Below are 14152 nucleotides of genomic sequence, written 5' to 3' on the forward strand. Positions count from 1 at the left end.
GCTCAAAGCCTGTCGCGAAGGGTCGCGAGCCGCTCGGCAGCTTCTTCGAGGACATGCGTCTTCTTGCAGAAGGCGAACCGCAGCAGGCTGCGGGTCCGTTCGGCGCCCTCGGGGTGGCAGAAGACGGGCACCGGGATCGCGGCAACGCCCACGAGTGCCGGGAGCCGGCGGGCCAGCTCCACGGAATCGGTGATCCCGAGCGGGGCGGTGTCGACATTCACAAAGTACGTTCCCTGCGGCGTGTAAACGTCCAGTCCGGCCGCCCGAAGCCCCTCGCTGAGGATGTCGCGCTTGTACTGGAGCGTATCGGCAATGCCCGTGTAGAACTCCTCCGGCAGGCCCAGGCCCACGGCGATGGCGGCCTGGAACGGGGTGCCGGAGCTGTAGCTCAGGAACTGCTTGACCGTCCGGGCGGCGGACACGAGGTGTTCCGGGCCGCTGAGCCAGCCGATCTTCCAGCCGGTGAACGAAAAGGTCTTCCCGGCGGAGGAAATCGTCAGCGTGCGTTCGGCTGCCCCGGGGAGGGTGGCCACCGGGATGTGCCGGACGCCGAACGTGAGGTGTTCGTAGACTTCGTCGGTGATGATGACGGCGTCGTGCGCTCCGGCGAGGTCAACGACGCGCTGCAGCACGTCACGCGGGAACACCGCACCGGTGGGGTTGTGCGGGTTGTTGACCAGTACGACCTTGGTGCGGTCGCTGAAGGCTGTCTCGAGGGCCTCCAGATCGGGCATGAAGTCCGGGGCGAGCAGCGGGGCCGTGACGTGCGTCGCTCCGGAGAGCCCAATGATGGCCCCGTAGGAGTCGTAGAACGGCTCAAACGTGAGCACCTCGTCGCCGGGGCCGACGAGGGCGAGCAGTGAGGCCGCGATGGCCTCGGTGGCGCCGGTCGTGACGATGATTTCCGTCTGCGGGTCCGGGGATAGCCCGTAGAACCGCTGCTGGTGGACGGAAATCGCCTCCCGCAGGCCGAGGATGCCCTTCCCCGGGGCATACTGGTTGGCTCCTGCGGCGATGGCTGCCTGGGCGGCCTCCTTGATTTCCACCGGGCCGTCCTCGTCCGGGAAGCCCTGGCCGAGGTTGATGGCGCCCGTGGTGAGGGCGAGCGTGGTCATTTCCTCGAAGATGGTCACGCCCAGCGACCCGTCGGCGGAGAGAAGATTGGCGCCCGACGCGGCACGCTGCCACGGGAAGCTGGCTGACGCGCCGGACCCGTTCACAGCGACCCTGCCTTGCCGGCATTGCCGCCGGTCTTTGCGTCGGCACCTGTGGCGGCCCGGCCGGTGAACTTGTCCATGGTGGAATAGATCCCGAAAATCCTGCCGCCGACGAAGTCCCAGGCCCGCAACGGCAGGATGCCTTTGAGGACCTTGCCCAGTTTCGCCATCGCGGGAGCTATCAGTTGCGGCTGCCCGGCCGCGGTCGCCCGCCAGGCCCGGTCCACGGCGTCCTCCGGTGTCATCAGCGGGGTCAGCAGCGGACCACGCGCGCCCTCGAACATGCCGGTGGAGATGTAGCTGGGGCAGAAGGTGGTCACCTTCAGGTGGTCGTAGCCCTGCTGCTCGAGTTCAAGCCGCAGCGAGTCGCTCCAGCCGATGACCGCCCATTTGGAGGCCGCGTAGACGCTCATCCTCGGGTTGGAGACGGTGCCGGCGGCGGAGGCGACGTTCAGGATCCGGCGGGGCCGGCCGGCGTCGGCCATCATCTCCGGAAGGAACGCGAGGGTGACGTACATCGGGGCCAGCGCGTTGATGTCCATGGTCAAGGCGATGTCCTGCTCCGGGCGGTGGTCCCAGAAGTATGCGCCGCGGACGATTCCGGCGTTGTTGACCAGCAGCGCCAGCGGCCCTTCGGCCCGGCTTTCCTCCGCGGCCTGGGCGATGGCGGCGGGGTCGGCGAGATCCACCTCCCGGACGACGGCGCGCGCCCCGAGGGCGCCCACGTCGGCGGCCGTGCATGCCAGGCCATCGGCGTCCAGGTCCCAGAGAATCACGACGGCGGCGCCCTCGCGGGCGGCGCGGAGGGCGTAGAGCCGGCCCATGCCCATAGCGGCACCCGTGATGAGAACGACGCCGCCATCCACGGTGAAAGGCACGCTGATGGGTTTGCTTGATGCTGACATTTAGTCATGGTAACCCGGGCTGTGGCGCGGATACGGTAGGTTCGGAGCATGAGACGCGCCGTATGCCCTGGGTCCTTTGACCCCATCCATAATGGCCACCTGGAAGTCATCGCCCGGGCCGCCGGACTCTTCGACGAGGTCATCGTGGGAGTCTCGACCAACTACGCCAAGAAATACCGCTTCAGCCTTGAGGAACGGATCGACATGGCCCGGGAAACCTTCGCGTCGCTGCGCGGCATCGTGGTGGAACCGGTGGGGGAGGGGCTCCTCGCGGAGTACTGCCGCAGGCGCGGGGTGTCCGCAATCGTCAAGGGCCTGCGCTCGTCCTCCGACTTCGACTACGAGTTGCCGATGGCCACCATGAACCGGCAGCTGACCGGGGTCGAAACGGTGTTCCTTCCCGCGGAGAGCCACTACCTCCACTTGTCCTCCACCCTCATCAAGGAAGTGTTCACGCTGGGCGGGAATGTCTCTGACTTCGTTCCCCGGTCCGTGCTGAAACGGCTCGTCCCGGGCGAGCCCGGTCCAGGACCAGTCGCGTAGAGGGTAAGCTTGACCGGTACTCGGCGGCCTGCCGCCGGTTGCGCGGCCCGAATCGTGGCTGGACCGCGGTCCCTGACCGCAGGCCTGCCGCCCGGTTTGAGTCCGTCCGGAAGTTCAGGCTAAGATAGTACGTCGGTCATATGTTCAACAGGAGTTCTCATTAAACGAGATGCTAGTTCGCCCCTGGCGTTCGACGTCAAGGACCTCGGACGCAGTCCGGGAAGCATGCGGACGCTGAAGGAACATGTACCCGCGCCAAGTGATCTTGGTGTGGCACTCATTGGCGTGCAGGAAGGCTCGGATGTCGGGCTGGACCTGCGGCTTGAGGCCGTACACGAAGGAATTCTGGTATCAGGAACTGCAAACGTCGAAGTTACTGGCGAATGCGGCCGATGCCTGGATCCCCTTGCGTATGACCTGGAGGTCAATGTGCAAGAACTTTTCTTCTACGAGGACGCTGAGTTCTCCGACGAAGAAGACGAAGAAGAGCAACGTCGAGTCGAGCACGATCTGATCGATCTTGAGCCGGTGTTGCGGGACGCAGTTGTCACCATGCTGCCGTTCCAGCCGGTGTGCCGGGAAGACTGCCAGGGCCTTTGCTCCGAATGCGGAGTTCGCCTGGAAGACGAGCCGGGGCATCACCACGAGATCGTAGATCCTCGTTGGGCCGCCCTAGCTGACTTGGCTAAGCCTGACCGGCAAAACTGATTTGTAAGTGTTGGACTAGAGAGAAATGAGTTAGCCGTGGCTGTCCCGAAGCGGAAAATGTCTCGCTCGAATACCCGCGCCCGCCGCTCCCAGTGGAAGGCAACTGCCCCCCACCTGGTGAAGACTGTCGAAAACGGCCAGGTTACCTACAGCCTGCCGCACCAGGCAAAGGTCGTTACCGACTCGGCTGGCACCGCGCTGTTCCTTGAATACAAGGGCCGCAAGGTCGCAGACGTCTAATCCGCCAACTGGCTGAATAAGATGTCTTCAACTGAAGAGCTTCTGAAGCGTCTCGGTGTCTCTATTGACGCCGGGACGCTTCGTCTTGCTCTGACACACCGTTCCTACGCCTACGAAAACGGCGGCATCCCCACCAACGAACGGCTCGAGTTCCTGGGCGACTCCATTCTGGGGTTCTCTGTAACCGACGCGCTGTACCGCGACAACCCCACGCTGCCCGAAGGCGACCTGGCCAAACGCCGCTCCGCCGTCGTCAGCACCCGGGCGCTGGCAGGCATCGGCCGCAGCATCGGGCTGGGTGACTACATCTACCTTGGGCAGGGCGAAAAGCTCACCGAAGGCAAGAACAAGGCGTCCATCCTGGCGGACACCATGGAGGCGCTGATCGGTGCCACCTATATCTCCAATGACATCGAGACGGCCCGGCAGCTGGTGATGCGGTTGATCGGGCCGCTGCTCCAGGACGCGGCAGCCCTCGGCGCCGGAACCGACTGGAAGACGTCCATCCAGGAGCTAGCCGCCAGCCGGCAGCTCGGAACCATCAACTACGCAGTGGACGGCTCCGGGCCGGACCACGCGCGGACCTTTGAGGCCGTGCTGCGGATCGGCGGCACTGACTACGGCACCGGCAGCGGCAATTCCAAGAAGGAAGCCGAACAGGAAGCCGCCGCCGACGCCTGGCGCCGGCTGACGGCCCCGGCCGGTTCCGTGCCGGATGTGTCGGGAGCGGTCCCGGCATCCCCGCCGGACACGCCGTCGACGCAGACCGGCAGCTAGGCAGCAGCCTTGCCTGAACTGCCAGAGGTCGAAGTTGTCCGGCGCGGCCTGGTGAGCTGGGTGCGGGGACGGACCATCACTTCTGTTGACGTGGTGGACCCCCGTTCCCTGCGCCGGCACGCGCTCGGACCCGAGGACTTCGCCGGAAACCTGGAAGGCGCCCGCGTCCTGGACGTAGTACGGCGCGGTAAATTCCTGTGGATGCCGCTGGCGGACACGCCCGCGCCGGCCGGACCGTTCCCTTCGGGGCCGGATGCCGTGGCCTCGGGGGATTCGATGGCGCTTCCCGCCGTGGCACTCATGGCCCACCTTGGCATGTCCGGGCAGCTCCTCATGCAGGACGGGGGCGTGCCGGACGAGAAACACTTGAAAGTGCGGCTGCGCCTGAGCGCTGCCGAGGGAATGCCGGACCAGCTCCGGTTCGTGGACCAGCGTATCTTCGGCGGCTTGTTCCTGACCTCGCTCATCCCGACCCCGGACGGCGGACCCGGTGGGCTCGCCGAAACGCCCCTGCCGCTGATCGCCGCGGAGGCCGCCCACATTGCCCGGGACCCGCTGGACCCGCACTTCTCCTTCGACGGGTTCTACCGGCGCCTCCGCACCCGCAAGACCGGGCTCAAGCGCGCCCTGCTGGATCAGGGCCTGGTGTCCGGTATCGGCAACATCTATGCTGACGAGGCCCTGTGGAAGGCGAAGCTGCACTATGCCCGGCCCACGGACACCCTTCGCCGCCCGGACGCCCTCCGGGTGCTCGAGGCCGCCCGCGAAGTCATGACCGAAGCCCTCGCCGCCGGCGGGACAAGCTTCGACTCGCTTTACGTCAACGTCAACGGAGCCTCCGGCTACTTCGACCGCGCCCTCAACGCCTACGGCCGCGAGGGCCAGGAATGCAAACGCTGTGCAGCGGCTGGCACCGTGAGCCTGCTCAAGCGGGAACAGTTCATGAACCGCTCCTCCTACACCTGCCCCGTGTGCCAGCCCCGGCCCCGGAACGGCCGCTGGTGAACCCGGCACCCTCACGCTGGGCCGGGTCCGCCCGGCGGCCGGTGTCCAGCCCGTCTAACCCCCGAAATCCCCGGCTTTCCGCGCTTGAACCGGTAGATTTGGGGCAGGAAAGCACCCCCGGCAGCGGTTGCTGCTGCCGCCACCGAAAGAGAGCCGAAGCACCTTGCATCTGAAGAGCCTGACCGTTCGGGGATTCAAGTCGTTCGCCTCAGCGACCACGTTTGAGTTCGAACCAGGCGTCACCGCGGTGGTCGGCCCGAACGGCTCGGGCAAATCCAATGTGGTGGACGCCCTCGCCTGGGTCATGGGCGAGCAGGGGGCCAAGACACTCCGCGGCGGAAAGATGGAAGACGTCATTTTCGCCGGCACGTCCGGCCGGCCGCCCCTGGGCAGGGCCCACGTCTCGCTGACCATCGACAACAGCGACGGCGCCCTCCCCATCGAGTACAGCGAAGTGACCATCTCGCGCACCCTGTTCCGCACCGGCGGTTCCGAGTACGCCATCAACGGCGCCAGCTGCCGGCTGCTGGACATCCAGGAGCTGCTCTCGGATACCGGTCTGGGCCGGGAAATGCATGTGATCGTCGGCCAGGGCCAGCTGGACAAGGTCCTTCACGCCACCCCGGAAGACCGGCGCGGCTTCATCGAGGAGGCCGCGGGCATCCTCAAACACCGCCGCCGCAAGGAAAAGACGGTCCGCAAACTCGAAGCCATGCAGGCGAACCTGCAGCGCCTCAGCGACCTCACCGGCGAACTCCGGCGCCAACTGACCCCGTTGGGGAAACAGGCCGAGGTGGCCCGGCGCGCCCAGACCGTCCAGTTCGAGGTCCGCGATGCACGCTCACGCCTCCTGGCCGACGACCTCGTCCAGCTGCAGTCCGCGCTGGCACAGGACGCCGCGGATGAAGCGGCACTCAAGGGCCGCCGTGCAGTCGTCGACCGGGACCTCGAGGCCGGCCGCCAGCGCCAGGCAGCCCTCGAGCAGCTTGCCGCCGAGGCGACGCCGAAGCTCAACGCCGCGCGGGAGAACTGGTACCAGCTCTCCGCCGCACGCGAACGCTTGCGTTCCCTTGGCTCGCTCGCCGGGGAGCGCCGCCGCCTGCTCGGCGCCGCGGATGGGGTCCCTGACTCCGGCCGGGACCCCGACCAGCTCGATCAGCAGGCGGCCCGCGTCCGTGAAGAACAAGCCGGGCTGGAGCAAGCGATCCTGGCACGGCGCCTCGCCCTGGAGGCCGCGACCGCGGCCAAACAGGACGCCGAGAACGCTGCCGAGGCGGAGAACAAACGGCTCGCGGCCCTGCTCCGCGCCGCCGCAGACCGGCGCGAAGGCCTGGCCAAACTCGCCGGGCAGGTCGGCGCGGCCAGGTCCCGGGTGGAGTCGGCCCAGGCCGAACTCGGCCGGCTGCGGGAGTCACAGAAGGCCGGCGAGGAGCGCCGCAGGCATGCCCAAAGCGAGTTCACGGCACTGGAGTCGCAGGTGGCCGGCGTGGAGGACGGCGAGGAGGGCCTTGACGCCGAGTACGAGGACGCCAGCGCGGCCCTGGACGCCGTCGTCGCCGAGATCGATGCCCTGCAAGCGGCCGAACGCGAGGGCGAGCGGGAACGCGGCGCCCTCGTGGCGCGACGCGACGCCCTCCAGCTGGGCTTGAACCGGAAGGACGGCTCCGGGCATGTCCTCGGCTCCGGTGAGTCCGGCGTGCTGGGAGCACTGGCGGCCATGATTACCGTGGAGCCCGGGTTCGAGTCCGCGATAGCCGCTGCCCTCGGCAGTTCCTCGGATGCCGTCGTGGTGCGGGACGGCGACGCCGCCGCTGCTGTTGTGAGGTTATTGAAGGACGACGACGCCGGCCGGGCCTCGCTGCTGCTGGCGGATGTTCCGGCCGGCGCGGCTCGTCCCGTGCCCGATGTCCCGCCGCTTCCGGACGGGGCCCGCTGGGCGGCCGGACTGGTCACGGCCTCGGGTGCCGCCGAGGCGGCAAATCTCCGCCGGCCGGTGGACCGGCTCCTGGCGGGGATCGCCGTCGTCGGCGACCTGGACGCCGCGGCGCGGCTGATTGCTGCCCGCCCCGAACTCGCTGCCGCCACCACGGCCGGGGACGTATTCACGGCGCTGACGGTGGATGGCGGCTCCGCCAAGGCACCTTCCCTGCTCGAAGTCCAGGCGGCCGTCGACGACGCCGCGGCGAAGCTGGCCTCGGTCACGGCCGGGCTGGAACGCAACCGCTTCGCCCTCTCGGCCGCGCAGGCCCGGCGGGCCGAGGCCGAGGACCGTGCGGATGCCGCCCTGGGCAGGCTCCACGACTCCGATGCGAAGCTGGCGGCCGTCGCCGAGCGCCTGGGGCACCTCAACTCGGTGCTGCGCAGCGCCGTCGGGGAAAGTGACCGCCTGGCCGCGTCCCTGGCCAAGGCCGAGGGCAACATCCTCAGCGAGCAGGAATCCCTGGAAGCGGTGTCGGCGCGGCTGGCCGCGGCCCAGGGTGCGCCCGCCGAGGAGGAGCCTTCCCCGGAGCACCGCGACGCCCTGGCCCTGGCCGCCTCGCTGGCCCGGAGCAGCGAAATGGACGCGAGGCTCGCCCTGCGGAGTGCTGAGGAGCAGTTGGGCTCCACCCGCAACCGGGCGGCCTCGCTCGAACGCGCTGCCGCCACCGAGCGCCGCGCCCGGGAGGAGGCCGCCGAACGCGCGCGCCGGCGCCGGCTCCAGGCCCGGCGGGCAGCCGCCGTTTCGACCGCCGTGCACCATGTGCTCGGGTTCATCGACGCGTCCGTGGAACTCGCCCGCCAGGAACGGGACAGCGCCGAGGAACACCGGGAACGGATGGACCGCGAGCTCGCGGAGGTGAGGACCGGCAACGGCGCCCTGGCCCGTGAACTGGCGGACCTTACGGACTCCGTTCACCGCGACGAGCTCGCCCGCGCGCAGCAGCGGCTCCGGATCGAGGCGCTGGAGCTCAGGAGCGTGGAGGAGCTGGGGCTCACCGCGGACCAGCTCGTGGCCGACTACGGCCCCGATCAACCCGTGCCCCTGCCCGCGGGTGGATCCGGCGACAAATGGGCTGCGTTGCGCGCCCCCGTGGACGAAGAAGGCCGCGAGATTCCCGAGGGCGGGCCCTTCGTCCGCGCAGAGCAGGAAAAACGGCTCAAGAGGGCCGAACGGGATCTCTCGGCCCTGGGCAAGGTCAACCCGTTGGCGCTGGAGGAATTTGCCGCGCTCGAGGAACGCCATCAGTTCCTCAGTACCCAGCTCGAGGACCTCAAATCCAGCCGCAAGGACCTGCTGGACATCATCAAGGAAGTCGATGAGCGCGTGCAGAAGGTCTTTGCCGAAGCATTCGAGGACACGTCCGCCCAGTTCGTCCGCGTCTTCGCGCGGCTGTTCCCCGGAGGCGAAGGCCGGCTGATCCTGACCGACCCTTCCGACATGCTCACCACGGGCATCGAAGTGGAAGCCCGCCCGGCCGGGAAGAAAATCAAGCGGCTGTCCCTGCTCTCCGGCGGGGAGCGTTCGCTCACTGCGGTGGCACTGCTCGTGGCCATCTTCAAAGCCCGGCCCTCGCCCTTCTACGTCATGGACGAGGTGGAGGCCGCCCTGGACGACACCAACCTGGGCCGCCTCATCACCATCTTCGAGGAGCTGCGCGAGTCCAGCCAGCTGATCATCATCACCCACCAGAAGCGCACCATGGAGGTTGCCGACGCCCTGTACGGCGTGACAATGCGCGGGGACGGCGTCTCCACCGTGATCAGCCAGCGGCTCGGCGCCGGGGTCTGACCCGGGCGGCACTGCCGCGGGGTCTACGCCCGCGGCGTGTTCGGGGTTTATGAGAAGCTAGGGGAGTGAACGACATCCTCCCCATTCTCCTGCCCATTCTCGCTGCCCTGGTGGTCCTTGGCGTGCTGATTCCGGTTCTCATGAAGACGCGGAAGAACATCACGAACTACCCCGGAACGCGTGATGCGAACGATCCCGCGGCGACAGGCACCGGCGCCGCCGGAACCCTCGTGGAGGACGGTCCGGGGCCAGTCCGCGAACGCAAGGCTCCCGACGCCGTCGACCTTGAAGGCCTCGAAACGGTCGAGGTGCCGGACAACGTCGCGGGGCTGGAAACCGTGCCGGTGGAGACCCCGTTGCCCGTGGCCGGGCGCCTGACCCGCCTGCGGGAACGCCTGGTCAAGTCCAACAACATCTTCGGCAAGGGCCTGCTGGCACTGCTCTCCGCGGACAAGATCGATGAGGACGTCTGGGACGAGGTGGAGGAGACCCTCCTGCTGGCCGACCTTGGCACCGAGCCGACGATGCAGCTCGTGGACGCCCTCCGGGAGCGCGTCAAAGTGATCGGCACGCGCTCGCCCGAGCACGTCAAGGCACTCCTGCGCGAGGAACTCATCAAGCTCGTGGACCCCACCATGGACCGCAGCCTCAACGTCGAACGCCATGCCGACAAACCCGCAGTCATGATGGTGGTAGGGGTCAACGGCGTGGGCAAGACCACGACCGTCGGCAAGCTCGCCCGCGTGCTCGTAGCCGAAGACAAGGACGTCCTGCTGGGCGCCGCTGACACTTTCCGCGCCGCCGCCGCCGAGCAGCTGGCCACGTGGGGACAGCGTGTCGGGGTCCCCACGGTACGATCCGACGTCCACGGCGCAGACCCGGCGTCGGTCGCCTACGAGGCTGTCAAGGCAGGCATCGAGCAGGAAGTCGACGTCGTCATGATCGACACCGCCGGGCGCCTGCAGAATAAGGTCGGCCTGATGGACGAGCTCGGCAAGGTCAAGCGCGTCATCGAGAAGCTGGCCGAGGTCGACGAGGTGCTCCTGGTCCTGGATGCCACGACGGGCCAGAACGGACTGAACCAGGCCCGTGTCTTCGCCGAAGTCGTCAACATTACGGGCATTGTCCTAACGAAACTCGACGGCACCGCCAAGGGAGGGATCGTCGTCGCCATCCAGAAGTCACTCGGCGTTCCGGTCAAGCTCATCGGCCTCGGCGAGGGCGCCGATGACCTGGCGCCGTTCGACGCCGAAAGCTTCGTCGACGCGCTGCTGAACTAGGCCGCGAAGCCCGGCCGGGCCGTGCAGCTGAACTGAGCCGCGCGGCTGAACCAGGCCTGGGGCGGCGTCCGCCACCGCCTTGGATTATGCGGCTGGCCGCTGGAACGTCTCGCGTGCCAGCAGCCAGACCGCGGCCGCGGCTATCAGCACGCTGCCGGTGACGCCGAAGGCCCAGCCGTAGCCCAGCCGGTCCGCCAGCAGGCCGGCGACCACCGGGCCGATGATCGCACCGCTGTCCTGGGTCATCTGGAAGACGGCCAGGACCCGGCCGCCGGAGCGTTCGTTGCCGATCACGTCGGCTATTGCCGCCTGCTGGGCCGGGCCGAGCAGCCCGGAGCCGATCCCGGCGATTGCTGACGCGAGCAGGAACCAGGGCAGCTCGTGCGTGAAACCGATGGCTGCCGTGGCCGTTCCCGTGACCATTAGGCCCGCCAGCATCATCGGCTTCCGGCCCGCGCTGTCCGCGAGCCGGCCCGAGAACGTCAGTGCCACCGCGTTGCCGCCCGCGAACACCGCCAGCGCCCAGCCGGCGGACGTCGGCCCGGCGCCCAGGGCGACGACGGCGAAGAGCGGCACCGTCGCCATCCGCACCCCGAACGTGGCCCAGCCGTTGGCGAAGCTGGAAAACAGCCCGGCCCGGTAGGCGCTGTCCCGCAGCGCTTCGCGCAGCTCCATGGCCGGAGGAGTTGAGCCCGGCAGCCGCGAGCCCGCCGGAGCATGGCTGAGCTGGGTCTGGACGACGAGCGCCGCCAGCACCAGCGCCGCCGCGTAGGCAAGGAACGGAACCCTCAGCCCGAAGTTCGCGAGCAGCCCGCCGACGATCGGCCCGCAGACATTTCCGATCAGGAACGCCGAGGCGTAGGCCCCGGAGACACGGCCGCGGCTCTTCGGCGGCGCCAGCCGGACCACCAGGGCCATCGACGCCACCGTGAACATCACCGAACCGGCGCCGCCGAGTCCCCGGAAGACGAGCAACTGCCAGTAGTTCTGGGCGAATGCGCACGCCGCCGTGGACGCGGCCACAATCAGCAGTCCGGCGACATAGACCGGCCGTTCGCCGAGCCGCACGATCAGGGCACCGCCCGCCGGGGCAAAGACGAGCCGCATGAACGCGAAGATGCTCACGATCACGGCAGCCGCCGTCGCACCCACATCAAAAGTCGTGGCGAACTGCGGGAGCACCGGCGCGACAAGGCCGAAGCCGATCGCAATGAGGAACGCCGCAACCAGCATCACCTTGATGTCCCGGGGCAGGCGGCCGCGGCCCGGCTGACCGTCGCCTGCCTCAGGCAGCGCGCCGCCGCGGAAACGGGTGGTTTTGCTCATAGGTGCTGTCGTCCTTGGGGAAGTCCCGGGTGCCGGATGGCGGCGGGAGTGATTAATCGCGTGAAACATAACCGTAACAAGCGCGAGACGCACCATTTACGTCCGGGAGGTTCTTGTAACACTCCGGCAATCTAAATCCTCCGCCGGCGAAACACGACCCGGCGAAACTTTTCTTAGAACGCAAACATGCGTTGGGACCGGCGGACAAGTCCGCACCTAAAAGCAAGAGAGGACGTAGACCATGGAACTCACCGCAGGTCTCGTTTGGCTCCTGGTCGCATCAGCCCTCGTGCTGTTCATGACCCCGGGCCTCGCATTCTTCTACGGCGGCATGACCCGCGCCAAGTCGGCTTTGAACATGATGATGATGAGCTTCGTCGCCATTGGAACCGTGGGCATCATGTGGGTCCTGTGGGGCGCCTCGATGGCTACGAGCAACGAAGACAACTTCTTCCAGATCTTCGCGAACCCCTTCAGCCACTTCGGGCTGCACAACTTCACCGACCCGGCGGATCTGCTCAAGGTAGGCTACGCGGCCACCTTCGCCATCATCACGGTGGCCCTGATTTCCGGTGCCGTCGCCGACCGGGCCAAGTTCTCGGCGTGGGTCATCTTCACGCCTATCTGGGCCACCCTTGTCTACGCGCCGCTGGCCTTCATGGTCTGGGGCGGGGGCCTCTTCTCCAAGGACGGCTGGTTCGGCCAGACGTTTGCCCCGGTGATCGACTTCGCCGGCGGTACCGTGGTCCACATCAACGCCGGCGTGGCCGGCCTCATCCTGGTTCTGATCATCGGCAACCGCAAGGGCTTCGGCAAGGACCCGAACCACCGCCCGCACAACATCCCGTTCGTCATGCTGGGCGCTGCAATCCTCTGGTTCGGCTGGTTCGGCTTCAACGCCGGTGCCGCCGCCACGGTCGAGCAGGCCGGCCTGATCTGGATCAACACCCTCGCCGCTCCGGCAGCGGCCATGCTCGGCTGGCTCGCCGTCGAACGCTTCCGCGACGGTCACCCGACGTCCCTCGGCGCCGCTTCCGGCGTCGTGGCCGGCCTTGTCGCCATCACCCCGGCCTGCGCCAACGTCTCCCCGCTCGGCGCGATCGCCCTTGGCGTCGTCGCCGGTGTGGCCTCGGCCCTCGCCGTCGGCCTGAAGTTCAAGTTCGGCTATGACGACTCGCTCGACGTCGTCGGCGTGCACCTTGTTTCGGGTGTTGTCGGCACCGTGGCGATCGGCTTCCTGGCTACCCCCACCCAGGGCACCGCGGGCCTGTTCTACGGCGGCGGCACCACGCAGCTCGTCGCCCAGGTTCTCGCGGCACTGTGCTCCATCATCTTCACCGCGGTGATGACCTTCATCATCGCCTTCCCGATCCACAAGCTCATGGGCTTCCGGGTATCCCAGGAACAGGAAGTCGTCGGCGTGGACCTGAGCCTGCACGCCGAGACCGCCTACGAGTTCGGCGTCGGCGGCCACGGCGGAAGCTTCCAGCCGCTGCACGAGCTCATCACCGGCAAGCCGCAGGGCGAGGACCTCGGATCCGCCGCCGGGGTAGCCGCCGTGGACGTCGCATCGAACGGCAAGAAGACCGCAGCAGGTAAGGAAAGTGTGGGGGCATGAAACTGATCACAGCAATCGTCCGTCCGGAAAAGCTTGAGTCCATCCGCGAAGGGCTGGAAGCCTACGGCGTGCAGGGCCTCACGGTCAGCGCGGCCAGCGGCTACGGCCGGCAGCGCGGCTACACCGAGGTGTACCGCGGGGCCGAGTACAACGTGGACCTCCTGCCCAAGATCCGGGTCGAGGTACTGGCCACAGACGAGCAGGCGGACGACATCCTGGATGTCATCATTGCCAGCTCGAACACCGGCCGGGCCGGAGACGGCAAGGTATGGACGATGGATGTGTTCGAGGCAGTCAGGGTGCGCACCGGGGAGCGCGGATCGGCCGCCATCTAGCCGAACCCGCGCCAGCGGAACAGATGTGAAGAAGCGGGCCGGATACCGGAAAGGTATCCGGCCCGCTTCCTTCTGTCCGCGTTGGCCGGCCGGCCGGCCGTTCAGCTGGGCCAGCCCTCCGGGCGTCTAGCTGGGCCAGCCCTCCGGGCGTCTAGACGATATGAAGTGTGGCCGGTTCCCGGTCCGGAGGACTGGAACCTCGGGTTCAAAGAGGTTCGTGGGTTGCCGTTCCGGGTCTTCCGCACGTTAGGTGCGGGGGTATGGACTGGCAGAGCCACAKTTGAACGTCTGGAGGTTCCAGCCATGAATAAGCGTACTTACGTCGGTTTGGATGTCCATGCACGGAGCGTGAAGGGCTGCGCGATCGACCGTGAAACCGGCGAGATCCTGAGGCAGAGCCTGGCCGCCAACGATGCCGGGATCGCCGAG

General features: G+C 67.7%; 12 protein-coding genes. 9 read left to right on the forward strand and 3 right to left on the reverse strand.

Annotation, left to right across the window (positions count from 1 at the left end):
* Nucleotides 1–2 precede the first annotated feature (2 nt).
* Both AC1DES_RS17765 and AC1DES_RS17770 read right to left on the reverse strand, forming a co-directional pair.
* Complete coding sequence (locus AC1DES_RS17765; protein WP_476897022.1) at nucleotides 3–1220, reverse strand: aminotransferase class I/II-fold pyridoxal phosphate-dependent enzyme; 1218 nt, start codon at nucleotides 1218–1220, stop codon at nucleotides 3–5.
* Nucleotides 1217–2122: an SDR family NAD(P)-dependent oxidoreductase gene (locus tag AC1DES_RS17770; RefSeq protein ID WP_476897023.1), complete on the reverse strand. Its 906-nt coding sequence runs from the start codon at nucleotides 2120–2122 to the stop codon at nucleotides 1217–1219. Before AC1DES_RS17770 ends, AC1DES_RS17765 begins: the two co-directional genes overlap by 4 nt.
* A 48-nt stretch (nucleotides 2123–2170) precedes the next feature.
* Here AC1DES_RS17770 and coaD point away from each other — a divergent pair, with 48 nt between their 5' ends.
* From coaD to ftsY, 7 genes are all read left to right on the forward strand, one after another.
* Nucleotides 2171–2665, forward strand: a complete 495-nt coding sequence (gene coaD, locus AC1DES_RS17775) for a pantetheine-phosphate adenylyltransferase (protein WP_476897024.1) — start codon at nucleotides 2171–2173, stop codon at nucleotides 2663–2665.
* A gap of 183 nt (nucleotides 2666–2848) precedes the next feature.
* Nucleotides 2849–3373, forward strand: coding sequence for a YceD family protein (locus AC1DES_RS17780; protein WP_476897035.1), 525 nt, complete (start codon nucleotides 2849–2851; stop codon nucleotides 3371–3373).
* 36 nt (nucleotides 3374–3409) lie between these two features.
* Nucleotides 3410–3613, forward strand: a complete 204-nt coding sequence (rpmF, locus tag AC1DES_RS17785; protein WP_009356569.1) for a 50S ribosomal protein L32 — start codon at nucleotides 3410–3412, stop codon at nucleotides 3611–3613.
* Between the two features lie 21 nt (nucleotides 3614–3634).
* A complete protein-coding gene (gene rnc, locus AC1DES_RS17790; RefSeq protein ID WP_476897025.1) occupies nucleotides 3635–4390 on the forward strand; it encodes a ribonuclease III in 756 nt (251 codons plus the stop codon).
* A 9-nt stretch (nucleotides 4391–4399) separates the two neighbouring features.
* Nucleotides 4400–5395 carry a bifunctional DNA-formamidopyrimidine glycosylase/DNA-(apurinic or apyrimidinic site) lyase gene (gene mutM, locus AC1DES_RS17795; protein WP_476897026.1) on the forward strand — a complete coding sequence of 332 codons (996 nt, stop codon included), beginning with the start codon at nucleotides 4400–4402 and terminating at the stop codon, nucleotides 5393–5395.
* A 163-nt stretch (nucleotides 5396–5558) separates the two neighbouring features.
* Entirely contained in the window at nucleotides 5559–9164 is a 3606-nt protein-coding gene (smc, locus tag AC1DES_RS17800; protein WP_476897027.1) for a chromosome segregation protein SMC, read from the forward strand.
* 65 nt (nucleotides 9165–9229) lie between these two features.
* Complete coding sequence (ftsY, locus tag AC1DES_RS17805; RefSeq protein ID WP_476897028.1) at nucleotides 9230–10444, forward strand: signal recognition particle-docking protein FtsY; 1215 nt, start codon at nucleotides 9230–9232, stop codon at nucleotides 10442–10444.
* A gap of 84 nt (nucleotides 10445–10528) precedes the next feature.
* On the opposite strand, the gene AC1DES_RS17810 is transcribed toward ftsY, so the two are convergent.
* Nucleotides 10529–11770, reverse strand: coding sequence for an MFS transporter (locus tag AC1DES_RS17810; protein WP_476897029.1), 1242 nt, complete (start codon nucleotides 11768–11770; stop codon nucleotides 10529–10531).
* Between the two features lie 241 nt (nucleotides 11771–12011).
* On the opposite strand from AC1DES_RS17810, the gene AC1DES_RS17815 reads away from it, so the two are divergent.
* Both AC1DES_RS17815 and AC1DES_RS17820 read left to right on the forward strand, forming a co-directional pair.
* On the forward strand, nucleotides 12012–13388 hold the full coding sequence (locus AC1DES_RS17815) for an ammonium transporter (protein ID WP_476897030.1): 1377 nt from the start codon (nucleotides 12012–12014) through the stop codon (nucleotides 13386–13388).
* Complete coding sequence (locus AC1DES_RS17820; protein WP_476897031.1) at nucleotides 13385–13723, forward strand: P-II family nitrogen regulator; 339 nt, start codon at nucleotides 13385–13387, stop codon at nucleotides 13721–13723. Before AC1DES_RS17815 ends, AC1DES_RS17820 begins: the two co-directional genes overlap by 4 nt.
* Nucleotides 13724–14152: the final 429 nt, after the last annotated feature.

It is taken from the genome of Arthrobacter sp. 05T442 (assembly GCF_056395945.1).